Consider the following 24856-nt stretch of genomic DNA (forward strand, 5'->3'; position numbering starts at 1 on the left):
CGGGTCTGGCGGCGTTTACTGGAAAACTCACTGTCGGCAAAAGTCAGTTGCTGGCTCATCCGGTTACTCATTCTGGGTTCAGGTTACAACACGATGATCTCACATCTCGGACTTATTCGCACCTTCCCTAACCTTAACTCAAATACTTAAGCGCCAAAGCGAAAGGCATCATGAGCACACCGATCAAACGGCTAGAAATCATTAAAAATGCCATTGAGCTGGAAGATGACGACATCATCCAGAGCCAGCTGACACGCCTGAAAAATGAAGCGTTTGACGATGATCTACAGGCAATCGTCGTGGCGCTTGAGGAGAAGAACTACACCGCGGCCATGGCGGCCATTACCGCCTGGCTGCAGGGCCAGCGCGCCGTGACGCCGTGGCGCGATCCGCAGGTGGCGGCCAGCAAGCTGGAGCTGAAGGCGCTGGAAGAGCGTCTGCGCGATCTGATTGACCGCCGCAACGCGCGGGTGCAGCAGCTTGATGAGTTCAACGATCTCTATTTCTCCCGCCTGGGGCCGCTGATGCAGCAGATCCTCGCCCTGCGTAAAACGCTGGCGGAGCTGAACCTGCGTCGTCAGCAGGCGGAAGCGCGTCGTCGCGAGGAGGATTACCGTCGCTGCCAGCACTATATGGCGCAGGCGGTAGAGGTGCTGGCGACGCTGACCCAGCGCTGGCGCGATCTCCCGGCGGACTCCGTGCAGGCCGCCGAGGCGCGTAAGCATCTGGAGCAGCAAAGCAATCTGATTGCCAACCTGCTGGCCGAAGCGCTGGAGCTGGAGAGCGGCTTAACGCGCGAGGAGGAGCCTGCGCGTCAGGCTCGCGACGAGGCCAACGAAGAGTACGAGAAGTATCGCGAACAGCATCACGATGCCGAAGTGCGGCTGCGCAAAGGTAAGCATCTTTCACAAGAGGACCAGAACGAACTCAAGCGTCTCTGGCGGCAGGCGAGCAAGCTCTGCCACCCGGATCTGGTGGCGGACGATCTGAAAGAAGAAGCCAACAACATGATGGTACAGCTTAACCAGGCGAAGCAGCGCGGCGATGTGAAAGCCATTCGTTCGCTGGTGGCCCGCCTGCAGCAGGGCTTCGAGCCATTGATGGCAAGCGACAGGCTGAACGATCTGGAACGTATCCGCAAAAAAATGGCGCAGGTTCGCGAGCAAATCGACATTTTAGTGAACGAGCTGGCGGAGCTGGAGAAAGAGGAGTCCTGGCTGCTGGTCTCGTCGTTGAGCAATATGGAAGCGTACTTTGCTCAGCAGGAGAAAGCGCTGCACGAGGTCCGCGCCTCGCTCGAACATCAGGTGAGCGAAGCGCAGCTGGATTCAGCAGCCTGATTATTTGGCGTGCCAGTATGCGCTGGCACGCACCAGCTGTGGGTCAATCGCGTCGGTTTCAAACTGACGGTTCAGGCGTTTCACCACCTTCCCTTCCCCGGTCAGCCAGATAAAGTAATCGTCCTCCGGAACGCTCAGCGCCGCCAGATGGTCAGCGACTGCCTGCTCGCTGTGGCCCACCACCCACGTGATGTTGAACGCGCTCAGGTGCGCCAGATAGTCCTGGTACGATTCATCCCCAACCGTCACGACCGCGTGTATGTCCGGGCGAACCGGCAGTTGAGCAATGCTCTCTAAGCGTCGGCGCAGCGCGGGCATGCCGGATTCATCGCACACGTACAGCTGCCAGGCGTAATCCTCCGGCACCACCAGCGAACCGCGCGGGCCGCCGATGGTCAGCTTGTCTCCCGCTTTCGCCTCAACCGCCCAGCTGCTGGCAATGCCGCCGTCATGAATGAAGAAATCGAGAACCAGCTCATGATTTGCCTCATCGTATAGCGGCGTATAGTCGCGCGCCTGCGGACGCACGCCGTCGCCCCAGTCGATGCCTTCATCGGTGACCACCGGCGGCGTAAACGTCGTCCCGGGTGCCGGGAAAAAGACTTTGGTATGGTCGTCGAAACCGCGGGAGCTAAAGCCCTCCAGCGCCTCGCCGCCTAAAACAATGCGCTGGAAACCCGCGCTGGCGCGCTCAACGCGGAGCACCGTCAGCTCGCGAAAACGCAGGTCATTACGAACACGCTGTGGATAACGAGTAGATGCCATTTTTAGACCCTTTTCTGGTGAATACGATATATCTAAATCAATTTTCAAATGATAATGATTACTGATAAGGAAAAATGCAAGATCTTTTAGATTGCATCTGAATATATCTTAGATATAGTTTAGATATATCAAAATGAAGGGCATATTATGCGACACGAACACGAGGGCGGCGGACGTCGGCCGCGCTTTTTTGGCCACGGCGATCTGCGGCTGGTGATTCTGGATATCCTTACCCGCAACGCGAGCCACGGCTATGAGCTGATTAAAGAGATCGAGAACCTGACCCAGGGGAACTACACCCCGAGCCCGGGCGTCATCTATCCAACCCTGGATTATTTGCAGGATCAGGCGTTTATCACCACTACGGAAGAAGAGAACGGGCGTAAGCACATTGCGATTACCGCTGAAGGACAACGCTGGCTGGACGAAAACCGGGAACAGCTGGAACAGATCCAGGTGCGTATCAAAACGCGCAGCGTCGGCTTTCAGCTGCGCAAAAACCCACAGATGAAGCGGGCGCTGGATAACTTTAAGGCGGTATTAGACCTGAAGGTGAATCAGGGAGAGCTCAGCGACGCGCAGCTTAAGCAGATTATCGGCGTGATTGACCGCGCGGCGCTGGAGATCTCCCAGCTGGATTAAGCCGGTGCGTGGTCGCTCACGCGGAAGACGCGTACCAGCTCTTTCAGGCGCATCGCCTGTTCGTTAAGCGATGCCGCCGCCGCGACGGATTCCTCCACCAGCGCGGAGTTTTGCTGGGTAGTGGCATCAATCAGGCCAATCGCGCTGTTGATCTGCGAGATCCCCTCCGTCTGCTCATGGCTGGCCTGACGGATCTCGCGCAGGATCGCATCCATCTCCTCCACGTTGCCAACCATGCCGTTGATCAGCCCACTCGCTTTTTCGACCAGGTTCATCCCGTCCTGGGTCTGGCTGGTGGAGCTCTCAATCAGCTCGCGGATTTCGCTGGCAGACGACGCGCTCTTCTGGGCAAGCTGGCGCACCTCTCCTGCCACCACCGCAAAGCCGCGGCCGTGCTCACCGGCGCGCGCCGCTTCCACCGCCGCGTTCAGCGCCAGAATGTTGGTCTGGAACGCAATAGCGTCGATCAGGTCGATAATGTCGGACATCCGGTTGGAGGTCTCGTTAATCAGGCGCATTTTGCTGGTCACCTGCTTCATCATCTCACCGTTGTTTTTGACCACCGTGGCGGCATCGGCAGAAAGGTTGGTCGCTTCACCGGTATGCGAGGCGGTATTTTTCACCGTGGCGGTGATCTGCTCCATCGAGGCGGCAGTCTGTTCAACGGAGCTGGCCTGCTCTTCCGTGCGTGCGGCCAGATCCTGGTTCCCGGCGACAATCTGCGCGGCAGCGCTGGAGATATTCTCCGAGCCGGTCTGCACCTGCTGCACAATGTCCAGCAGACGCGTCTTCATCTCCATCAGGGCATGCAGCAGCAGGCCCGTTTCGTCTTTGCCGTGTGGCGTAATGCTGCCCGTGAGATCGCCCTCTGAAATGGCTTTTGCAAAATTCACCGCCTCACCGAGCGGGCGGGTGATGGCGCGCACGATAAACCAGCCAATCAGGCTGCCTGCCCCAACGCTAAAGAGCGTGAGGAGGATCAGCAGCAGACGGTTAGACCTGAAATCCCCTTCCACCTGCGTGCCCGCACGCTGCATTTCGCTGTTCTGAATGGCGATCAGCTCCTTCACCTTCGCTTTATAAGCCTGCTGTACGGCGAGGGTGGTAGTCATCATTTCCTGTATGGCGCCCGCACGGTTGTTGTTCTGCACCGCCTGCAGAATGCGGTAGCGTGAATCCAGGTACTGCTGGCGCACGCTGCGGATATCCGCCAGCACCTGCTGAGACTGTTGATCCTGCAAGGCGTTGTTCAGCTCGCCCAGGATCACCGTGATATGCTCGCTGATCTCTTTCAGGCGCTGCTGAGATTGCCCCGTGTAGGTACCCTGCTCGTCCAGCAGCATCAGCTGTTGAGTGCTAATAAATTCCTGGAAGTTATCAATTAACTGGTTCGCTTTTACCGTGGTCGGATAGTCATGGGTAACAATGGACTGCATCCCATTATTTGCCCGGTTCAGGCTCAGCAAAGACACACTTGCGCTGATCGCCATCAGGACAATAAAGAACCCAAACGCCAGAAATAATTTCGTGCCGATCTTTACGTCATGAAAGAACATATTTTCTCCATCGATGTGATTATTTCTCAGACGATCGCTGTTATCGGTAACGGATTGGCTAACTTTATGAGTTTGATCGTTTTTTTATTTCATAACCCTCACAATACATAGGTGCAGGCTATTAATATGGCTTCATCGATCGTTACCAGACCGCCAAACGGGGTATTTTCGAAATAGCATTCTGAAGAACTGACTTAGGCAGGAATAAATAACTGACGCACTTTCTTTAGTTATTTAATATTAAATTAACAATAAACCCCATTAATAGTCACAATCAGAAAAATAAAAAGCCGTTTATTCCCTACGGTATAAACGGCTTTTTTGGAACATGACTGACTCAATGGAGCACGGTCACCGCATCCTTAAGGCGTCCGGCGCGGTGCTTCACCATGGCCGAAATGTGCGCGCTCTCCTCGACCAGATCGGCGTTTTTCTGCGTGATGCTGTCGAGTTCAGCTACCGCACGGGTTAGCTCTGATAAGCCGGTTGCCTGCTCGGAGGTCGCGTGGCTGATCTGGGCGATAAGCTGGGTCACGTTTTTCACCTGCACAACGATATCATCCATCGTACGGCCCGCGGCGTGAACCTGCTCAGAGCCGGACTGCACCTTGCTGGCGCTGGCATCAATGAGTTTACGAATATCGTTAGCGGCACTGGCGCTGCGGCTGGCGAGATGACGGACTTCGCCCGCGACCACGGCAAACCCTTTACCCTGCTCCCCTGCCCTTGCCGCTTCAACTGCCGCGTTCAGCGCCAGAATATTGGTCTGGAACGCGATATCGTTAATCAGGGAGGTGATCGAGCCAATGCGCTGCGTGCTGTCGGCAATGTCATCCATCGTTTTAACGACGGTCTGCATCGCGTTGCCCCCTTTCGTTGCCGCGCTGCTGGCGGCCACGGAGAGTTTGTCCACCTCGGCGGCGGTCTCGGAGTTACTCTGCACGGACGCGGCCATCTGGTTCATTGTCGCGACGGTCTGCTGCACGTTCGCGACGGTCTGACGGGTCCGATCGTTCAAATCGTCATTCCCCTGCGCCAGCCTGTCGCTGCCGTCACGGACGCTCACCACCTGGCTCGACACGTCATTGATCAACCAGCGGCACATCAGGCCAAGCTGTCCTACCGCGCGCAGCGTCAGGCCCAGCTCATCGCTGCGGTTAAGATGCTGCACGCTGTTGCGCTCGCCGGTGGCGACCTTCAGCGCCTGTCGCGCCACATTCTCTATCGGGCGGACAATCTGTTGCTCAAACAGCAGCGTTCCCATCAGCATCACCACCGCAGCGGCGGTAAGCGGTAACCAGCCTGCGGAGGTGGCGGCCAGCGTGGCGGCGAGTCCGGCAAAGAGCACCGCCATCACGCTGCGCACGCGCCAGCGCAGCGGCATGGCCGGGAGTTTACCCAGCCAGCCCTTTCCCACCACCAGCCCTTTGTGAATACGTTTTTTACAGCGCCCGTCGTTCAGCGCCCGGTAGAGCGGCTCCACGGCGGCGATCTCTTCCGCTGTGGCTCTGGTGCGAATCGACATATAGCCCGTCACCTGCCCGCGGCGCACCATCGGCACCGCGTTAGCACGCACCCAGTAGTGGTCACCGTTTTTGCGCCGGTTTTTGACAATCCCGCTCCACGGCTCGCCCTGCTGCAGCGTGTACCACATATCGGCAAACGCAGCTTTTGGCATATCGGGATGGCGCACCATATTGTGCGGCTGGCCCGTCAGCTCATCGAGCTGATAGCCGCTCACCTGCACAAAGGTGTCGTTGGCGTGGGTGATGTAGCTGTGGACGTCTGTGGTAGACATTAAGGTGGTGTCATCGTCCAGAGGATATTCATTCTGGGTGACATAGGTTGGAGAGGACATCGTGAGCATCCCTTGCAGGTTATTTGAATGTTAATTTTGTGGGTCAATGTTTTTTCGGCGGTAAACAATTTATCTTTAGTTGTTAAACTTGATGAAGATCGCAGATTTGACTTAAACCATACTTTTTGTACGATATTTTAATTCATTGATTTCAAATACTTTCGCAAAGAAATTACCGACAAAGCATGACCTGTTAATGCCCGCTTAAGTTGCAGCGTATGCACCTCTTTAGTGCAGCGATGCTCTTCCCCCCTTTCTTTATACTTGCTGCCCCGTACCGCTAAATCCCGTTTGGCTTCTATCGGCATGATTAAATATTGTGCAACATTATTTTAACCTGGCGTTTATCCCGATTTTCGTTAAGGCCTCTGAAGTGGCGTAATCCCTGCAATACTTAAACCAGTATCATGTGATACGCGATCCCCGGGAGCACATTTTGAACAGGTTACCTTCCAGCGCCTCGGCTCTTGCCTGTACCGCGCACGCACTGAATCTCATTGAGAAGCGAACGCTTGATCATGAGGAGATGAAACAACTTAACCGTGAGGTCATCGATTACTTTAAAGAGCACGTCAATCCAGGGTTTCTGGAGTATCGCAAATCTGTTACCGCCGGCGGGGATTACGGAGCCGTAGAGTGGCAAGCGGGAAGTCTCAACACGCTTGTCGACACCCAGGGACAGGAGTTTATCGATTGCCTGGGAGGTTTTGGAATTTTCAACGTGGGGCACCGTAATCCAGTTGTGGTTTCCGCCGTACAGAATCAACTTGCGAAACAACCTCTCCATAGCCAGGAACTGCTCGACCCGCTTCGCGCCATGCTCGCGAAAACGCTGGCGGCCTTAACGCCCGGCAAACTGAAATACAGCTTCTTCAGCAACAGCGGCACAGAATCGGTCGAAGCGGCGATTAAGCTCGCCAAAGCGTACCAGTCGCCGCGCGGGAAATTCACCTTTATCGCCACCAGCGGCGCGTTCCACGGTAAATCCCTCGGCGCACTGTCGGCGACCGCGAAATCCACTTTCCGCAAACCGTTTATGCCGCTGCTGCCGGGCTTCCGCCACGTGCCGTTCGGCGACATTAACGCCATGCGCACCGTGCTGAGCGAATGCCGTAAAACCGGCGATGACGTGGCGGCGGTGATCCTGGAGCCCATTCAGGGTGAAGGCGGCGTCATCCTCCCTCCGCAGGGCTATCTGCCTGCCGTGCGTCAGCTGTGCGACGAGTTTGGCGCGCTGCTGATCCTCGACGAAGTCCAGACCGGCATGGGGCGTACCGGCAAGATGTTCGCCTGCGAGCACGAAAACGTGCAGCCGGACATTCTGTGCCTGGCGAAAGCGCTCGGCGGCGGCGTGATGCCGATTGGCGCGACGGTCGCCACCGAAGAAGTCTTCTCGGTGCTGTTCGACAATCCGTTCCTGCATACCACCACCTTTGGCGGTAACCCGCTGGCCTGTGCGGCGGCGTTGGCGACCATCAACGTGCTGCTGGAGCAAAACCTGCCTGCGCAGGCGGAGCAAAAAGGCGACATGCTGCTGGACGGCTTCCGCCAGCTGGGCCGGGAATACCCTGACCTTGTGCAGGAGGCGCGCGGCAAAGGGATGCTGATGGCGATTGAGTTCGTTGATAACGAAATCGGCTACAGCTTCGCGAGCGAGATGTTCAGGCAGCGAGTGCTGGTGGCCGGAACGCTTAATAACGCAAAAACCATTCGTATTGAACCGCCGCTTACGCTGACCATTGAGCAGTGTGAGCAGGTGCTAAAAGCGGCACGTAAAGCGCTGGCAGCACTCAGAGTGCGCGTAGAAGAGATCTGATCAATCCCCCCTCTTAACTGAGGGGGATTTCATTTTTCTGGTATAAATATTACAAATTGAAATAATAGTATTATATTTCAGACATACATTTATACTTTTAAAATTATAAAGTTCCTTTTCTCTTACATGATTTTTTTTGCAACCAAACCGATATCCATACACCACCTTTATCTATTTGACCGCAAACAGGGCGCCCATTGTTAAAATCCGGTAAAAACACCACCACTCACATCATTCAAAAATATTAATTAATTCTAATATTATACCTAAAAAAAACTAACGGCATATTATACCACCATACATTGAAATAATATTTCACGACTCCTAGAATACCTGCCGCGGAACATCATAAACATGATGAAAAGAGCTTTTCAATAAGCCCGTCCATTATGCGAAATGCATATTCTAAATAACGGAACTTGTTAAACGTTATTCAAGTTCACGCTGTGAAAGCATATAGCTTTTACTCAATTTCAATTTGACAGAAAGATGTTTATTTAAAAGGATTTGTATGAAAAAGCACGTTTTAGCAATGGTCATTGCAACGGCAATGGTAAGTGGCGTAGCGATGAACGCACAGGCAGACACCGTCACGGTTTCTGGCGGTACGGTTAACTTCGTTGGCCAGGTTGTTAATGCTGCATGTTCGGTCGCAGCTGACTCCGTAGATCAGACTGTAACGCTGAGCCAGGTTCGTACTGTGAAATTGACGACAAAAGGAATGCAGGCGAACCAGAAAGAAGATTTCAAAATCGTTCTGGAAGATTGTGACACCACGGTAAGCCAGAACGCCGCTGTGATTTTCAACGGTCAGCAAGACGCAGCACTGGCAGGTTCACTGGCTAACACAGCGGGCGCTGGCTCAGCAACTAACGTCGCACTGCAACTGTTCGGACCGGATGGTAACGTACTCAATATCGGTGATACCTCCTCCAACGTGAAGCTGATCAATGGCGAGAACACCATCCCGCTGAGCGTTGACTACATCGCTACCGGTGCGGCCACGCCGGGTAACGTATCCTCGACTGCAACATTCCAGATGGTTTACTCCTGATTCGTTAGCTGCAGTAACACCCTCGGAATCTGATTCGGGGGTGTTTTGCCGATCCATCGAAACGGAGTCACTATGCGACAGGTCACCAGGCAATCAGTGCTGTTTTTCAGCGTATTGCTGTGCGTTGCACTGCCCGCCTCGGCAATTGACGACGGAAGCGTGCATTTTCAGGGGCAAGTCGTCAACACCGGCTGTTCCGTCAGTGCAGAAAGTCAGGACCAGATTGTGCGTATGGGCCAAATACGCAATAACGAATTTGCCGCAACGGGCGATTGGGCAGCACCAACAGCCTTTCAGATAACGCTAGAAGACTGCGATACCAGCGTCAGTCAACGTGCGGGCGTACTGTTCAGCGGCGAGTCCGATGCAAAAGACCCGCAAATTTTTCGCGCAGGTTATGGCGCAGGCGCAGCGCAGGGGATTGGTGTGGGAATATTTGACGCAACCGGCCATCTACTTATTCCGGATACAGCCCCGCCCTGGTACGCCCCCTTGCAGAACGGCGCCAATGTTCTGCGTTTTATGGCGAAATACCGCTCCACACAACCGCACGTTCAGGCTGGTACGGCCGACGCCCAGGTATGGTTTAACGTCGTCTACCAGTAAAACACTCAGAGGCCCGAGTGCCTCGTCATGAGAATTGAGGGAACAATGCAAATGAACACATCACCTACGTCTTTGTCTCGCCTGATGATGGCTGGTACGTTGCTGCTGACAATGGGTCTGGCAACGAATGCCTCTGCAGGTGGAATTGCTTTAGGGGCTACCCGCGTCATTTATCCGCAGGGGGATAAACAGGTTTCATTACCGGTGATCAATTCGTCGGCAGACAATACGTTCTTAATACAATCATGGGTAGCCAACGTTGAGGGTATCAAGTCACCAGACTTTATCCTTACGCCACCGTTGTTTGTTATCCACCCTAAGAAAGAGAACACGCTGCGTATTATGTATATCGGCCCCGACCTTCCTGCCGATCGCGAAACTGTTTTCTATCTGAACAGCAAGGCTATTCCGTCTGTCGATAAAAATAAACTTCAGGGCAATACGCTGCAAATAGCAACACAGAGTGTGATTAAGTTATTCATTCGCCCTAAGAAATTAACATCCCTTTCCGTGGATGCGCCCAAAACGCTGACGTGTCGGACAGAAAATGGAAAAGTCATCATAACGAATCCATCACCGTATTACGTATCGTTGGTGCAGTTCTTTGTTGGGGGAACCCGTCTTCCCAATTCAATGGTCGCACCTAAAAACACGTTGACGGTGGATATCCCCGGCGGCGGTTCCGGCAGTGTGAAATTCCAGACAGTGAATGATTTCGGCGCAAATACCCCTACGCAGATTTGTTCCCATTAACAACCTGAAATGAAATAGCAGACCTGCATTTTGTCTTCAAGGAAGGAAGTACTTAGCATTTACTGCAGGGAAAAGAGATGAAACGTAATACTTCACTGATTTTTAGCACATTTTCTTTAACATCCCTTACGCCAGTGGCGATGGCGATAGCAGGATTGCTATCGCCATCAGATGCAAGTGCAGAATATTTTTTCAACCCGGCATTTTTGTCTAGCGATCCCTCTGCCGTTGCTGACCTGTCGCGGTTTTCCACCAATGGCCAGGCACCAGGCGTTTATCGTGTCGATCTCTGGCTTAACGGGGCGTTTGTGGCGACTCGCGATATCACCTTTACGGCAAGAAATACGGCGTCGACGGCACAACCGCAGGCGGATGATACCGGTCTTACCGCCTGTTTATCAGCAAAAGCGCTGGAAAACCTGGGCGTTAACCTTCAGGCGTTTCCTGCCCTGACGGCGGAAAAGACGGACAGCTGTATTGATATTGCGTCAATCATTCCCGCCTCATCAACCACCTTTGATTTTGAGCATCAGCGGCTGGATATCAGTATCCCGCAAGCCGCCCTGAGGAATAGCGCACGCGGATATATTCCGCCTGAACAATGGGATGAAGGCATTAATGCCCTCCTGCTGAATTATAACTTCACCGGCTCTCGTAGCCGCGATCGGGGGGAGAGCAACTCAACCAGTAAAAGCTATTTCCTCGGGCTTAACAGCGGATTAAACCTTGGCCCGTGGCGGTTAAGGGATTACTCAAGCTGGAATTATCACAACAGCGATGACTCACGCAGCGACAACTGGCAGCACATTAATACCTATGTTGAACGCGCGGTCATTCCGCTGAAAGGAAGACTGACGCTGGGTGACAGCTACACCCCATCAGACGTATTTGACAGCCTCCCTTTTCGCGGTGCGCAAATCGCCTCTGATGACAATATGCTGCCCGATAGCCTGAAGGGTTTCGCGCCCACGATCCGTGGTATCGCAAAAAGCAATGCTCAGGTAACCATTAAGCAAAATGGCTACACCATTTATCAAAGCTATGTTCCACCGGGTGCATTTGCGATTAGCGACCTGTTTCCCACGTCCTCAAGCGGTGACCTCAGTGTTGAGGTAAAAGAATCTGACGGTAGCATCAACAGCTATTCCGTGCCTTATTCCACCGTTCCCGTACTCCAGCGTGAAGGCCGCGTAAAGTACGCATTAACAGCGGCCGAATACCGCAGCAGCAGCGATCAACAGGATGAGGTTAATTTCGTTCAGGGGTCTCTAATCTGGGGGCTTTCGCATGGCTTCACGCTGTATAGCGGATCGCAGATAACCAACAATTACCACTCGCTGGCATTCGGCACCGGCCTGAATATGGGTGAACTGGGCGCTATCTCTGCGGATGTGACTCACGCGAAGAGCACGCTGGCGGATGACAGCACGCATTCAGGGCAATCGATCCGTTTTCTGTATGCAAAATCCCTTAACGGCCTCGGCACTAACTTTCAGCTGCTGGGCTACCGTTACTCGACCTCGGGATTCTATTCCCTGGATGAAACAGCCTATAAGCAAATGCGCGGCTACACAGGTGACCACGAGGACAACGATACCGAACAGCAAAATCCCTGGATGGATTATTACAATCTGTACTACACCAAGCGAGGAAAGGTTCAGTTCAACATCTCTCAGCAGCTTGGTCATGCAGGTTCGCTCTTTGTCACGGGCAGCCAACAGACCTACTGGCATACCGATGAAAAAAATACGCTACTCCAGGTAGGCTTTAGCGGAACCATTAAAGATGTGTCCTACAGTCTGTCCTACAACTACAACAAATCACCGGGCATGTCGAAAAGCGACGAGATTTACGCGCTGAATTTGTCGCTGCCATTGAGCCTGTGGCTGCGTCCACAAAACGATGTCAGCCAGAAGCATAACTATGCTTATGCCACCTACAACATCAGCACCGACAAAAAGGGTGAAACCTCGCAAAATGCCGGGATCAACGGCACATTGCTTGAGGATAACAACCTGAGCTACAGCGTTCAGGAAGGCTATTCAAGCCAGGGGACAAAATCACAAGGCTCCAGCAGCCTTGAATACGATAGCGCCTATGGCAATGCGAACGTGGGCTATAACTACAGCGGAAACGGCGACTACCAGCAGGTGAACTACGGTTTGAGCGGCGGCGTCATTGCTCACCGGAATGGCATCACCCTTAGCCAGCCACTGGGTGATACCAACGTGCTGATTGCCGCTCCGGGCGCGAGTAACGTCAAGGTCGAAAACGAGCCGGGTGTTCATACCGACTGGAGAGGCTATGCCGTGGTTCCCTACGCGTCCTCGTATCATCTCAACCGCATGGCGCTGGACATCAACTCACTGGCTGACGATATGGATATCGATGATGCCGTAACCAATGTGGTCCCAACCCGTGGCGCGGTTGTGCGGGCAACCTTCAAAGCCCGGCCTGGTACGCGTGCGTTAATGACCTTAACCCATCGGGGCAAACCCGTTCCTTTCGGTGCCATGGTGTCACGTGATGACAATGGCAGCGATACGATTGTGGGTGAAGACGGAGAGGTCTATCTCTCTGGCCTGAGCCCGGCGGGAACGCTGAAAATTCAGTGGGGTGAAGGGTCAGACAAGCAATGTAGCGTGAAGTATCAATTACCTGAAAGTAAACAGCCGCTGCTGCGGTTGAAAACGGAGTGTATATAAATGAAATTATGGATGATTTTATTTTATGTGGTCGGGCTGGCATTCTCACCTTATGGAATAGCCGATATTTGTAAAAATGCTAACGGTGGCATCTCGATTGTTAACTATGATTTGACCACCACGCTGAACACCAATCAGAACATTAAAGGTGGCTCCACAGAGCTGGAAAAAAATCAGGATGTGCAGGTTAACGCCACCTGTCCACCGGGTGAGTGGGAAAAACGCACCTATCGCTCCTATTTGAGCCCTTTTCCGGTCGTCAAAACGGATGGTGAATGGAAATATCTCCAGCTTGACCCGGATTATATTATTGGCGCCATGAAAATAAATGACGCAACCATTGGTGAGTTTTATCCCCCCATTGAGTACGTTCACATGGGCGGCCACGATGAGGTGGATACCGGCGGCGTTTTCCCGGTCAACGATAATGACCTGATCTTTAAATTACAAATTGTCAGGCCTTTTATCGGCACCGTGGTTATCCCGCCAAAATTGATGTTCAATGTGTACGTCACCACGACGAATAACGATCGCCTGACCAATATTGTCTACCAGATTACCTACAGTGGCGTTATTACCGTGCCGCAAAACTGCGTCATTAATGCCGGGCAAACCGTAACGGTAGATCTGGGTTCTCTTTATCACGGTGATTTTACGCGCGCCGGGCAGATGCCGGACAACGCTCAGCCCAAAACCTTCAATGTGCCCATTGAATGTAATGCTGACGTGAACTCGCCGGCACAATTAACCTTGCGCGTTATGGGCACATCGGACCCTCGCTACCCGGAAGCGCTGGCATCGGATAATCCTGATGTTGCCGTCGTGGTTACCAGTGAGCAAGACAACATACTGAAACCGAATGTCTTTTCAAGTAGCGCACCTTTTACGACTGATGAGGCGGGCAAGGCCAACGTGACGCTGAAAGCATATCCTATCAGCACAACGGGCAATTCCCCGGAACTGGGCGTGTTCACCGCTCTGGCCTTGTTACGCGTTGATTTCGCATAAGGATTGGGTGATGAAAAAGCGCTATTTTCTCCTGTTTCTGCTGGCAAATCTGGCGTTGCCCTTACAGACAGCCAGAGCAGATAATGACAGTTTCAATGTTCAGTTTATCGGCACCATCGTGGGGGAGTCCTGCAACGTCGACACAGGCAGCGTTGAGCAGACGGTCGAACTCGGTGACTTTACCGCGGATGATTTCCCGTCGGTTGGCACCACAACGCCGGATACAAAGTTTGATATCACGTTGAAAGGTTGCACCCGCGCCATTACCGGCACCAAAGTTTGGTTTACCGGGAATGTGGATGCGAACAACCCGACATTGCTGGCACTTTCTGATAACGGAAAGGGAACGCCTGGCAGGATGGCAACGGGCCTCGGCGTTGAGCTACTGGATTCCAATCGCACCCCAATACCGATCAATAATACGGAGTCCTCGCTTTATCCGCTGCTGCCGGGGGATAACACGCTCACGTTTTATTTGCACTATAAATCCACGCTGCCCGTTGTGACGTCAGGAAATGCGACTGCCGTTATGTATTTTGACCTGCTTTATCAGTAAGGAATATGAATGAAACCGTTTCTCCGGTTATTTTTCTTCTGCATTATCCTGATGCACCTGGGCAGTGCGAGTACAATGGCGCACGACGGGACCGTTTATATTGTAGGCACCGTAAAAAGCAAAACCTGCATCATATCGCCTGATTCGGAAAATCTTATCGTTCGTATGAGCGACGTCGCCACAGGGCAATTTACGAACCAGAAAAATAATACGCCATGGGAACATTTTGCTATCAATCTTGAAAACTGCGGCGCAGGGTTGAATAACATCAGTACCCATTTTGAAGGCACGCCCAATCAGGGCAACGCAGATTTGCTTTCGCTGACAGGCGGTCCGGGTTATGCCAGCGGCGTGGCTATCGGTATTTATAATCCGGACAAAACGCTTATACCGCTGGGCGATGAAAGCCAGCTGTTTACGCTGTCAAATAACCAGCTTACTGCCACCCTTGATTTTTATGCCCGTTATCTTGCTGACGGAGGCGCTGTATCGCCCGGAACAGCCAATGCTGCAGCAACCTTTATTTTGACTTATGCCTGATGACACCGTGATGAAACTGCGCATCCTGATCCCTGTTTTAGCCATCTTAACGTCCATCTCTTTTGCGCATGCAGGCGTCGTGATAGGGGGGACACGCTTCGTCTATCCTGAAAAACAGCACTCCATTACCGTTTCAGTGCGCAATAAATCCACGCTTCCCTGGCTGGTCAGCGCAAAAATTTATGCTGGCGGAAACTGGCCAGGGGCAACCTCTGCCCCACAGGCGACCTCGGCGCTTGTTGCAACGCCCGCGCTTTTTGCACTACAGGGCGGACGCGAAAATAGCATCAGGATTTTTCGTGCCGATGAGGGTTTGCCTGCTGACCGTGAAACGCTTTTCACCCTCAGCATCTCAACCATTCCAGCCAGTAAGACCAGCAGCGACAACGTGCAAATGGCCGTACGTTCGAGCTTCAAAGTGTTCTATCGCCCTGAGGGATTAAACGGCAATCCAGAAAACGCGTATCGGGAAATCCTCTGGTCATATTCAGCAAACCAGCTCGTGGTGAAGAACCCGACCCCCTACTACGTGACGCTCTTCCAGACGCGTATTAACAACAAATCCATTGATAACGCGGGCATCATTGCCCCTTTTAGCCAGCGAACAATGGACGAGTGCCAGAAGGCGCCTCGCTGCGAAATACGCTGGCAAACCATAAACGACTATGGCCGGGTTATGCCGCCCGTGGTTAACATCCTTAATCTGAAATGAGTACCCATCATGTTTTTCATAAAGCACCCCTTCCTCGTTCTGACCGTTTTCGTCACACTGACCGCACCGACGCTGAGCCAGGCCGCTGAGTTTACCGCTGAGCAGAAGACGGAAATCGGCAAAATCGCCGAGGATTACTTTACCGCCCATCCGGAAAAAATGGGTGAAACGATATCTATCTACCTGGCTAATCATCCTGAGTTTCTGGTTGCCGCGAGCGAAAACCTACGCCAAAGCCAGCAAGCGGCCGCGCAAAAAATGAAAGAGATGCAGGACGCAGCCAAAAAAGCACAGTAAAGCAAAATCTAAAGCCGGGCGGACTACGCTCATCCGGCCTACAAAACCATTCCACCTTTTCCCCAAAAGCCCGGAAAGCGCAGCGCCACCGGGCAAGACCATTACTCCGGCAATAACCCGACAAAGCTGCGTTTTTTGCGCGGCTCCGACATCAGCTCCTCCAGCTTATCCACGCACGCGAGATAGTGCGGGGTTTGCTTATGCGCCAGCACCGCCTCTTCGTCTTTATAGGCTTCGTAGATAAAGAACCGGGTTTTCACCCTCGGGTCCTGCAATACGTCAAAACGCAGGTTCCCCGGCTCCTGGATTGCGCCCTCGTGGTTGGCGCGAAACACCTCCAGAAACTCGTCCACCCGCTCGGGCTTAATGTTGATCTCTACCAGCGTCACGTTCATTTTGCTTCTCCCTGTTTCTCTTCCTGCCAGAACTGGAACGCATCACGGGCATTCCAGTTATCGTGCACCACTTTCTTCACCGCCTTCAGCATGGCGAGCGGCGCGCTGGACTGGAAGATGTTGCGCCCCATGTCCACGCCGGACGCGCCCTGGTCTATCGCGCGCCAGCACATCTCCAGCGCCTCGTGCTCCGGCAGCTTTTTGCCCCCCGCGATAACGATCGGCACCGGGCAGCTGGCGGTGACTTTTTCAAAACCCTCATCCACGTAGTAGGTTTTGACGAACTGCGCCCCCATTTCGGCGGCAATGCGGCTTGCCAGCGAGAAATACCGAGCGTCACGCGCCATCTCTTTCCCCACGCCCGTTACCGCCAGCGTCGGCATGCCGTAGCGCGCCCCTGCATCGACAAGCTTGATGATGTTGTTGATCGACTGATGCTCAAACTCGCTTCCGATGTACACCTGCGCCGCCACCGCGCAGACGTTCAGGCGCAGGGCGTCTTCCATCGCCACCGCCACGCACTCGTTGGAAAGTTCGCCCAGAATCGAGTTACCGCCGGAGGCGCGCAGCACCACCGGTTTGTTCGTCGCGGCGGGCACCTGGCTCCTGAGGATGCCGCGGGTACACATCAGCACGTCGGTTTCACCAAACAGCGGCGCGATAGAGAGGTCGATACGCTCAAGGCCGGTAGTCGGCCCCTGAAAGTAGCCGTGGTCAAAGGCCAGCATCACCGTACGGTTGCTCTGCGGATTGAAGATGCGCGCCAGCCGCGACTGCATGCCCCAGTCCAGCGAGCCGCAGCCCTTCAGGGTGAACGGCACATTTTGCTGCGGCGTGCCGATGCCAAAATCCTTGCCGTCTTTGATGTCGTCTAAATCAGCCATTTGCTCCCCCGTCAGAAATCGTATTTGCTGATGTTCTCTTTGGTGAACACCACGCGTTCCGGCAGCAGCACGATGCCGTTGCCCTTCGCCTCATACTGGTAGCCCTGCACGCTGTTCGGCTCGACCTTCAGCGCCCCGATATCTTTTACGTCCACGCTGTCGCCAACGTTAAGATCGCCTTTTTTCAGTAAACGATCGGCGACATTGACCGCAATTTTGCCCTGTTGCACCACGTCCCACAGGCCGAAGGCCTTCACCGTGCCGCGCTCAACGTACGGGCGCATCACGTTCGGCGTGCTGAACCCGACAATCGCCACGCCTTCCCGCTTCAGGTTTTCTGCCGCCTGCGCGGCAGCAGGAAGCGCGTTGGCGTCCGGGGCGACGATCGCATCCAGATCCGGATAGGCTTTTAAGATCCCTTCGGCGGTCTGCAACGATTTGGTGGCGTCGTTATAGCCAAACTGGGTGGTGACAATCTGCCACTGGGGATGGTCTTTCTCGATTTTGGCCTTCGCCTCTTTCACCCACTGGTTCTGGTCGGTGACGGTCGGGCTGGAGTAGAAGAACGCCACTTTCGCGTTCGGTTTGGTGACCTGCTTGCCCGCCATCTCCACCAGCAGGCCGCCCAGCTGTTCCGGCGTCCCCTGATTGATGTAGATGCTGCGGCACTCCGGTTTGGTGTCGGAATCCCAGGTCAGGACCTTGACGCCGCGCTGCATCGCGCGCTTCAGCGCCGGACACAACCCATCCGGCGACACGGCGGAGACGATAATGGCGTTATAGCCCTGGTTGACGAAGTTATTGATGAGCTGCACCTGGCCGGAGACGCTCGGCTCGGTTGGGCCGTCGTAGGTCACGTCCACGCCAAGATCTTTCCCCGCCGCTTTCGCACCGTTGCCGCCGCTGGTGAAGAAGCCGACGCCCACCAGCTTCGGGATAAAGGCAATGCGGTCCGCCGCCTGCGCCGAAGCGAAGCTGAGGGCCATTGCCAGGACGAGCAGTTTTGTTTTCATCTTACGCTCCGGATAGTTTTCTAAAGAGAGATCGCACCCATTCGCGGTGCAGACTCAGCGAACGCCCCATCACCACCACAACCAGCAGCGCCCCCGACAGCGCGCTCGACACCTGGTTGGGGATGCCGACCATCTGTAAACCCTGTTGCAGGTACCCCACCAGCAGCGCCGCCAGCGCCGTACCGACAACCGAACCTGACCCGCCGTAGATATTGGCTCCGCCGAGCACGGCGGCGGTGAGCGCAGGCATTAATAGATCGCGCCCCAGATCCGAACGCGCGGAGCCGAAATAGGAGACCATCACCAGCGCGGCAATCGCCGAGGCCACGCCCACCAGGCCGTACAGCACGTAGGGCATGCCGTTCACCGGCAGCGCCGCATAGCGCGCCGCGCGCGGGTTCTGCCCAATAAGGAACAGATGACGGCCAAAGCGCCCGCGGTGGGTAATGAGCCAGAAGAAGACTGTGATTACCGCGAACAAGACCAATGGGATCGGCAGACTCAACACCGTGAGGTTAGCGAACGCCGTGAAGCTGTCCGGGAAGCCGCCGATGCCCTCGTAGCCCGTCGCGCCCGCCATGCCGGAAAGCAGCAGCGCGCCGCCGCCGTAGAGGTAGAGCGTGCCGAGGGTAATGACCAGCGGGCTGATGCCGGTGTAGTGGATCAGCGCCGCGTTTACCAGCCCGCACAGCAGTCCCAGCAGCAGCGTCAGCGGAACGGCGACCGCCATCGGCCACCCGGCCTGCATCATCACCCCCAGCGCAATCGCGCACAGGCCGATGGTCGAGCCGAGGGAGATGTCGATCCCGCCGCTGATAATCACCAGCGTGAGCGGCAGCGCCACAATGCCAATACAAATGAAGTCGCTGGTGCTGAACAGCAGCATGTTGACGTCGAGCATGCGCGGGTTGATGGCGCCAAAGAGCAGGATCTCCAGCACCAGTAAAATCAGCAGCGCGCTTTCCCAGTTAAGCCTCATTTACGCCACCTCTTTTTTGCGTTTGGGAAACGGGGTGACATGCTTTCCCCCTCTGTTGCCCGGCTGGAAACGACCGTACTTCAGCGCCCGCTGGTGACGCGCCAGCGCCTGACGCAGACGCCCGTCGAGCACCAGCACGCCCAGCAGCACCAGCCCGGCGATAAAGTCGTTCCACCAGGCCGGAAGCCTGAACAGCACCAGCACGGTGTCGATTTGCGTCAGGAAGAACGCACCGAGCAGCGCGCCGATCAGCGTGCCCGTTCCGCCCAGCAGTGAAATGCCCCCCAGTACGCAGGCGGCGATGGCCTTCATCTCCAGCCCGCTGCCGGTCTGGTTGGGCACGAAGCCAATCTGTGCGGCAAAGACAATCCCGGCGCAGGCCGCCAGCATGCCGTTGAGGGTAAAGGCGATCATGCGGGTGCGGTTCACCGCCACGCCCAGCTGGCGCGCGGCGGCGAGGTTATCCCCCACAGCGTAGAAATCACGCCCGAACGCGGTGCGCGACAGCGTCCACGCGCCGGTGACCACGATAATCAACACCACCATGCCAAGGCGCGACACGCCGATGGCCGCAGGCTCAGAGAGGGATTTCAACCCCGGCGGCAGCCCTTCAATCCACTTTCCGCCCGTCCAGAGCAGCATCGCTCCACGGTACAGCCCCAGCGTGCCGAGGGTGGCGACAATCGCCGGGATGCGTAATCCCACCACCAGAAAACCGTTGAATGCCCCCGCCAGCGCGCCAACTGACAGCGCGAAGAGAATGGAAACGGGCAGGCTGTAGCCACTGTTCAGCGCCACGCCGACGGCGATGGCGGACAGCCCGACGGTCGACCCCACGGAGACGTCGATATTGCGGGTCAGCATCACCAGCGCCGCGCCGATCGCCAGCAGGATCAGTATCTGCGAGCTGGCGAAGATCATCCCCAGCGTCTGCAAACTCAGGTACGACGGATTGAGCGCCACCAGCACGGCGAACAGCGCCAGAATGGCGAGAAACGCGCTCAGCTCGCGGTTTTTCAGTAAGATCTTCATGATTGCCCTCCAAACGCCAGCGCCATCATGCGATCGAGGCTGACGGCATGGCGCGGCAGCTCGCCGCTGAGTACGCCCTGATGCATCACCAGCACGCGATCGGCAAGGCCGGGAAACTCATCGAGATCGCTTGAGATCATCAGCACCGCCACGTTCTGCGCCGCCACGCTTTTGATAAGCTGGTAGATATCGGCGCGCGCCGAGACGTCCACGCCGCGCGTCGGTTCATCGACGATCAGCAATAACGGGTTGGCTTCCAGACAGCGTGCCAGCAGCACCTTCTGCTGGTTGCCACCGGAGAGCGTGCGCACGGTTTGATCCGCATGGTTGAGCTTGATCCCCAGCGCCCGGTGATAGCGCTCCACCACCGCGGACTCTCTTTTCCGCTGCTGCCAGAGCGACGGCTCGTTCAGCGCCACGGTGTTCCAGCGGATCGGCGCGTCGAGGAACAGGCCGGACACCTGCCTGTCTTCCGGCAGGTAGACCAGGCCTTTGTCCAGACGTGAACTTACCGGTGCGGCGGTGATGTCCTGGTTCTCCAGCCAGACGCGCCCCCCGCGCACAGGCCGCAGGCCATAGAGCGTTTCGGCAATCTCGGTGCGCCCGGAGCCTACCAACCCGGCCAGGCCGACGATCTCCCCGGCGTAGATCTCAAGGCTGAGATCGATAAACCCTTCCCCGGTAAGATCCTCAACCCGCAGCACCGGAAAGTCCTGCGGCTGGGTGCGACGGTTGCCCGGCAGCGCCAGCCACAGCTTTTGCGTATCGCTGAGGGATTTCTCGCGGCTTACCGGTGTCATGGCGGCGATCAGGGCGCTATCTTCAAACTGCGCGGTTTCACCGCTGAGCACCACCGCGCCGTCGCGCATCACCGAGACGTGGCTCGACAGCATGCGAATTTCCGGCAGCTTGTGCGAGATAAACACGATCCCGACGCCGAGCGCCTGCAGGGCGCGGATCTGACGAAACAGCCGTTCGGTTTCGCCCGGCGTGAGGGAGGCCGTGGGCTCGTCGAGGATCAGGATCCTGGCGTTGCGCATTAATCCGCGCAGGATCTCTACCATCTGCTGATCCGCCACTTCCAGGGTGCTGGCGGCGGCGTCGAGGTTCAGCCGGCACTGCAGCTGCTCAAGTTTCTCCGCCAGCCGCTTTTCCCGATCGCGTTCGCGCGGCAGGCGGAACAGGATGTTTTCCCGCACCGTCAGGTTGGGGAACAGCAGCGGCTCCTGCGGCACGAGGTAAATGCCGAGCCTGTGCGCCTGCACGGGCGTCAGCCGCGCATATGACTGCCCCTCGACGGAAAGTTCACCCTCATCCGGCGTCTCGACTCCGGCGATGATCTTCATCAGCGTCGATTTTCCCGCGCCGTTCCCGCCCATCAGCGCGTGCACCTGGCCCGCAAGCAGCGTGAAATCAATGCCTTTTAGAACCGGCACGCCTGAGAACTGCTTGCTGATACTTCGCGCGTCGAGAAGTGGGGTCATCATCGCTCCGCTATTGAACAAATGATTTTTAGATTTAATAATGTTCAAAAGCGTAGACGGTGAACTATATTTACAACCGTGCAGGGATCACAGTTTTATCGATTGAGATTCAGATAAACCAGAAACGATCGAAATGATCCGTTTTGTCGCGTGGCTCACACTTTCCCTCCGCGTCATCACGAACATATGATCTAAATTTTTATAAGAGTTCAATTATGAGCGATAAACGCACTGCGGAAGAAGGACGGTTTGCCGGGCTGGCGCTGGCGGAAGAGGAGCTGGTGGCGCGCGTGGCCTGGTGCTACTACCACGACGGGCTGACCCAGAACGATATCGGCGAACGCCTCGGGCTGCCGCGATTAAAAATCTCCCGCCTGCTGGAGAAAGGCCGCCAGTCCGGGGTGATCCGCGTGCAGATTAACTCCCGCTACGAGGGCTGCCTGTCGCTGGAAACCGAGCTACAGCAGCGCTTTGGCCTGAAGCTGGTGCGCGTGATGCCTGCCCTAAATACGCCGCCGATGAACGTGCGGTTAGGCATTGGCGCGGCGCAGTCGCTGATGGGCGTGCTGGAGCCCGGCCAGCTGCTGGCGGTGGGGTTCGGTGAAACCACCATGAGCAGCCTGCAGCACCTGAGCGGCTTTATCAGCTCGCAGCAGATCCGCCTCGTGACGCTCTCCGGCGGCGTCGGGCCGTATATGACCGGTATCGGCCAGCTGGACGCGGCCTGCAGCGTCAGCATGATCCCCGCCCCGCTTCGCGTGTCTTCCGCCGAAGTGGCCGGGATCTTAAAACGCGAGACCAGCGTGCGGGACGTGATCCTCGCCGCCACCGCAGCCGACGTGGCGGTGGTTGGCATTGGTTCAGTGAACCAGCGCCGTGACGCCACGATCCTGCGCTCCGGCTATATCAGCGAAGGTGAACAGCTGATGTACGCCCGCAAAGGCGCGGTCGGCGACATTCTCGGCTATTTCCTCAATGCCGAAGGGGAGTGCGTTGAGGAGTTGGAGATCCACAAAGAATTACTCGGCGTCTCGCTTGATGAGCTGGCGCAGCTGCCCACCATCGTTGGCGTGGCCGGCGGGGAAGAGAAAGCCGATGCGATTTATGCCGCACTGAAGGGTCGCCGTATCAATGGCCTGGTGACGGAAGAGACGACAGCCCGCGCGGTGCTGGCTCTGGCCAAATAAGAGCCCGCCCTGCGCTAACAGCGAGGCAAGCTCATGAGTTACCTTTTAGCGTTAGATGCAGGGACCGGCAGCGTTCGCGCCGTGATTTTCGATTTGCAGGGCAACCAGATTGCCGTCGGCCAGGCCGAGTGGAAGCACCTGAGCGTGGAGAACGTGCCGGGGTCGATGGAGTTTGACCTCGAGACCAACTGGCAGCTGGCCTGCCGGTGCATTCATCAGGCGCTGGAGCGTGCGCGCCTGAGCGCGGCAGATATCCAGTCCGTCGCCTGCTGTTCAATGCGCGAAGGGATCGTGCTGTACGACCGTAACGGCGAGGCCATCTGGGCCTGCGCCAACGTCGACGCCCGCGCCAGCCGCGAGGTGGCCGAACTCAAAGAGATCCACGATGACCGTTTTGAATCCGAAGTGTATGAGGTCTCCGGCCAGACGCTGGCGCTGAGCGCCATGCCGCGCCTGCTGTGGCTGGCGCACCACCGTCCGGATATTTACCGCAAGGCCGCGACTATCACCATGATCAGCGACTGGTTGGCGGCGAAGCTCTCCGGCGAGCTGGCGGTCGACCCGTCGAACGCGGGCACCACCGGCATGCTGGATCTCTTCTCCCGCGACTGGCGTCCGGCGCTTCTCGACATGGCCGGGCTGCGCGCCGATATCCTCTCCCCGGTGAAAGAGACCGGCACCGTACTGGGTGCTATAACCCGGGAGGCCGCGCAGCAGAGCGGCCTGCGCGAAGGCACGCCGGTGGTGATGGGCGGCGGCGACGTGCAGCTGGGCTGTCTGGGGCTGGGCGTGGTCCGCGCCGGACAAACGGCGGTGCTGGGCGGCACCTTCTGGCAGCAGGTGGTCAATCTGCCGCAGGTACGCACCGACCCCGACATGAACATCCGCGTGAATCCGCACGTCATCCCCGGCATGGTGCAGGCGGAGTCGATCAGCTTCTTTACCGGGCTGACCATGCGCTGGTTCCGCGACGCCTTCTGCGCGGAGGAAAAGCTGATTGCCGAGCGGATGGGGATGGACACCTATTCCCTGCTGGAAGAGATGGCCAGCCGGGTGCCGGCGGGCTCCCACGGGGTAATGCCAATCTTCTCCGACGCAATGCATTTCAAGCAGTGGTACCACGCCGCGCCGTCGTTTATTAACCTCTCCATCGACCCGGAAAAATGCAATAAAGCGACGCTGTTCCGCGCCCTGGAAGAGAACGCGGCGATTGTTTCGGCCTGCAACCTGGCGCAGATTTCACGCTTTTCCGGCGTGACGTTTGAGAGCCTGGTGTTTGCGGGCGGCGGGTCAAAAGGTGCCCTGTGGAGCCAGATCTTAAGCGACGTCACGGGCCTGCCGGTGCGCGTGCCGGAAGTGAAAGAAGCCACGGCGCTGGGCTGCGCGATTGCCGCGGGTACGGGCGCGGGGCTGTTTGCCGATATGGCCTCGACGGGCGAGCGGCTGGTGAAATGGAGCCGCGAGTTCACGCCAAACCCGGCGCACCGCGAGCTGTACGACGGCATGATGCAGAAATGGCAGGCGGTATACGCGGACCAACTCGGGCTGGTGGACAGCGGACTGACCACGTCGATGTGGCAGGCGCCGGGGCTGGTGCGGGCAGCGGCGCCGTAAATAACGCCGGATGGCGCTACGCTTATCTGGTCCTGGGGTTTTGTAGCCCCGGTAAGCGCA

At 56.3% G+C, this 24856-nt stretch carries 23 protein-coding genes; 14 read left to right on the forward strand and 9 right to left on the reverse strand.

Features of this window, described 5'->3' with window-relative positions; translation table 11 throughout:
• Positions 1–170: 170 nt before the first annotated feature.
• Positions 171–1340, forward strand: coding sequence for a molecular chaperone DnaJ (locus tag ACOTXT_RS16885; RefSeq protein WP_023326128.1), 1170 nt, complete (start codon positions 171–173; stop codon positions 1338–1340).
• On the opposite strand, the gene ACOTXT_RS16890 is transcribed toward ACOTXT_RS16885, so the two are convergent.
• Complete coding sequence (locus ACOTXT_RS16890) at positions 1341–2105, reverse strand: siderophore-interacting protein (protein WP_008503176.1); 765 nt, start codon at positions 2103–2105, stop codon at positions 1341–1343. It lies immediately after the preceding gene.
• Positions 2106–2252: 147 nt separating this feature from the next.
• Here ACOTXT_RS16890 and ACOTXT_RS16895 point away from each other — a divergent pair, with 147 nt between their 5' ends.
• The gene (locus tag ACOTXT_RS16895; RefSeq protein WP_055321585.1) at positions 2253–2747 is read left to right on the forward strand and encodes a PadR family transcriptional regulator; all 495 of its coding nucleotides are present in this window, start codon (positions 2253–2255) and stop codon (positions 2745–2747) included.
• On the opposite strand, the gene ACOTXT_RS16900 is transcribed toward ACOTXT_RS16895, so the two are convergent.
• Both ACOTXT_RS16900 and ACOTXT_RS16905 read right to left on the reverse strand, forming a co-directional pair.
• Positions 2744–4303 (reverse strand): methyl-accepting chemotaxis protein, encoded by a 1560-nt coding sequence (locus ACOTXT_RS16900; protein ID WP_063930294.1) that lies wholly within the window; start codon positions 4301–4303, stop codon positions 2744–2746. The two genes, ACOTXT_RS16895 and ACOTXT_RS16900, sit on opposite strands and share 4 nt — an antisense overlap.
• A gap of 337 nt (positions 4304–4640) precedes the next feature.
• Positions 4641–6161 (reverse strand): methyl-accepting chemotaxis protein, encoded by a 1521-nt coding sequence (locus ACOTXT_RS16905; RefSeq protein WP_045334536.1) that lies wholly within the window; start codon positions 6159–6161, stop codon positions 4641–4643.
• A 436-nt stretch (positions 6162–6597) separates the two neighbouring features.
• On the opposite strand from ACOTXT_RS16905, the gene ygjG reads away from it, so the two are divergent.
• From ygjG to ACOTXT_RS16955, 10 genes are all read left to right on the forward strand, one after another.
• The gene (gene ygjG / locus ACOTXT_RS16910; protein WP_008503172.1) at positions 6598–7977 is read left to right on the forward strand and encodes a putrescine aminotransferase; all 1380 of its coding nucleotides are present in this window, start codon (positions 6598–6600) and stop codon (positions 7975–7977) included.
• A gap of 511 nt (positions 7978–8488) precedes the next feature.
• Positions 8489–9031, forward strand: coding sequence for a fimbrial protein BcfA (locus tag ACOTXT_RS16915; protein WP_008503171.1), 543 nt, complete (start codon positions 8489–8491; stop codon positions 9029–9031).
• Positions 9032–9103: 72 nt separating this feature from the next.
• Positions 9104–9637 (forward strand): fimbrial protein, encoded by a 534-nt coding sequence (locus ACOTXT_RS16920; protein WP_021242352.1) that lies wholly within the window; start codon positions 9104–9106, stop codon positions 9635–9637.
• A 45-nt stretch (positions 9638–9682) separates the two neighbouring features.
• Positions 9683–10390 (forward strand): fimbria/pilus periplasmic chaperone, encoded by a 708-nt coding sequence (locus ACOTXT_RS16925; RefSeq protein ID WP_008503169.1) that lies wholly within the window; start codon positions 9683–9685, stop codon positions 10388–10390.
• Between the two features lie 77 nt (positions 10391–10467).
• A complete protein-coding gene (locus ACOTXT_RS16930) occupies positions 10468–13095 on the forward strand; it encodes a fimbrial biogenesis usher protein (protein WP_333166086.1) in 2628 nt (875 codons plus the stop codon).
• Positions 13096–14103, forward strand: coding sequence for a fimbrial protein (locus tag ACOTXT_RS16935; protein ID WP_008503167.1), 1008 nt, complete (start codon positions 13096–13098; stop codon positions 14101–14103).
• Between the two features lie 10 nt (positions 14104–14113).
• Entirely contained in the window at positions 14114–14659 is a 546-nt protein-coding gene (locus ACOTXT_RS16940; RefSeq protein ID WP_055321588.1) for a fimbrial protein, read from the forward strand.
• Positions 14660–14668: 9 nt separating this feature from the next.
• Positions 14669–15199 carry a fimbrial protein gene (locus tag ACOTXT_RS16945; RefSeq protein ID WP_023294617.1) on the forward strand — a complete coding sequence of 177 codons (531 nt, stop codon included), beginning with the start codon at positions 14669–14671 and terminating at the stop codon, positions 15197–15199.
• A 10-nt stretch (positions 15200–15209) separates the two neighbouring features.
• Positions 15210–15911, forward strand: a complete 702-nt coding sequence (locus tag ACOTXT_RS16950) for a fimbria/pilus periplasmic chaperone (protein WP_055321597.1) — start codon at positions 15210–15212, stop codon at positions 15909–15911.
• A gap of 9 nt (positions 15912–15920) precedes the next feature.
• Positions 15921–16208 (forward strand): hypothetical protein, encoded by a 288-nt coding sequence (locus tag ACOTXT_RS16955; RefSeq protein ID WP_055321589.1) that lies wholly within the window; start codon positions 15921–15923, stop codon positions 16206–16208.
• A 101-nt stretch (positions 16209–16309) separates the two neighbouring features.
• Here ACOTXT_RS16955 and lsrG read toward each other — a convergent pair whose 3' ends face one another.
• From lsrG to lsrA, 6 genes are read right to left on the reverse strand one after another with little or no spacing between them, the layout of a single operon-like run.
• Positions 16310–16603, reverse strand: a complete 294-nt coding sequence (lsrG, locus tag ACOTXT_RS16960; protein WP_008503162.1) for a (4S)-4-hydroxy-5-phosphonooxypentane-2,3-dione isomerase — start codon at positions 16601–16603, stop codon at positions 16310–16312.
• The gene (lsrF, locus tag ACOTXT_RS16965; RefSeq protein ID WP_032675525.1) at positions 16600–17487 is read right to left on the reverse strand and encodes a 3-hydroxy-5-phosphonooxypentane-2,4-dione thiolase; all 888 of its coding nucleotides are present in this window, start codon (positions 17485–17487) and stop codon (positions 16600–16602) included. Before lsrF ends, lsrG begins: the two co-directional genes overlap by 4 nt.
• A gap of 11 nt (positions 17488–17498) precedes the next feature.
• On the reverse strand, positions 17499–18500 hold the full coding sequence (gene lsrB / locus ACOTXT_RS16970; RefSeq protein ID WP_055321590.1) for an autoinducer 2 ABC transporter substrate-binding protein LsrB: 1002 nt from the start codon (positions 18498–18500) through the stop codon (positions 17499–17501).
• 1 nt (position 18501) lies between these two features.
• Complete coding sequence (gene lsrD, locus ACOTXT_RS16975) at positions 18502–19479, reverse strand: autoinducer 2 ABC transporter permease LsrD (protein WP_055321591.1); 978 nt, start codon at positions 19477–19479, stop codon at positions 18502–18504.
• Positions 19480–20511: an autoinducer 2 ABC transporter permease LsrC gene (lsrC, locus tag ACOTXT_RS16980; RefSeq protein WP_333166093.1), complete on the reverse strand. Its 1032-nt coding sequence runs from the start codon at positions 20509–20511 to the stop codon at positions 19480–19482.
• A complete protein-coding gene (gene lsrA, locus ACOTXT_RS16985) occupies positions 20508–21995 on the reverse strand; it encodes an autoinducer 2 ABC transporter ATP-binding protein LsrA (protein ID WP_333166110.1) in 1488 nt (495 codons plus the stop codon). Before lsrA ends, lsrC begins: the two co-directional genes overlap by 4 nt.
• A 215-nt stretch (positions 21996–22210) precedes the next feature.
• Between lsrA and lsrR the strand changes: the two genes are divergently transcribed.
• Both lsrR and lsrK read left to right on the forward strand, forming a co-directional pair.
• Entirely contained in the window at positions 22211–23182 is a 972-nt protein-coding gene (lsrR, locus tag ACOTXT_RS16990; RefSeq protein ID WP_008503156.1) for a transcriptional regulator LsrR, read from the forward strand.
• A 33-nt stretch (positions 23183–23215) separates the two neighbouring features.
• Positions 23216–24796, forward strand: coding sequence for an autoinducer-2 kinase (lsrK, locus tag ACOTXT_RS16995; protein WP_045351621.1), 1581 nt, complete (start codon positions 23216–23218; stop codon positions 24794–24796).
• Positions 24797–24856 lie beyond the last annotated feature (60 nt).

Origin of the sequence: Enterobacter cloacae complex sp. IR5422 (assembly GCF_049238165.1) — a bacterium.
GTDB lineage: Bacteria > Pseudomonadota > Gammaproteobacteria > Enterobacterales > Enterobacteriaceae > Enterobacter > Enterobacter roggenkampii.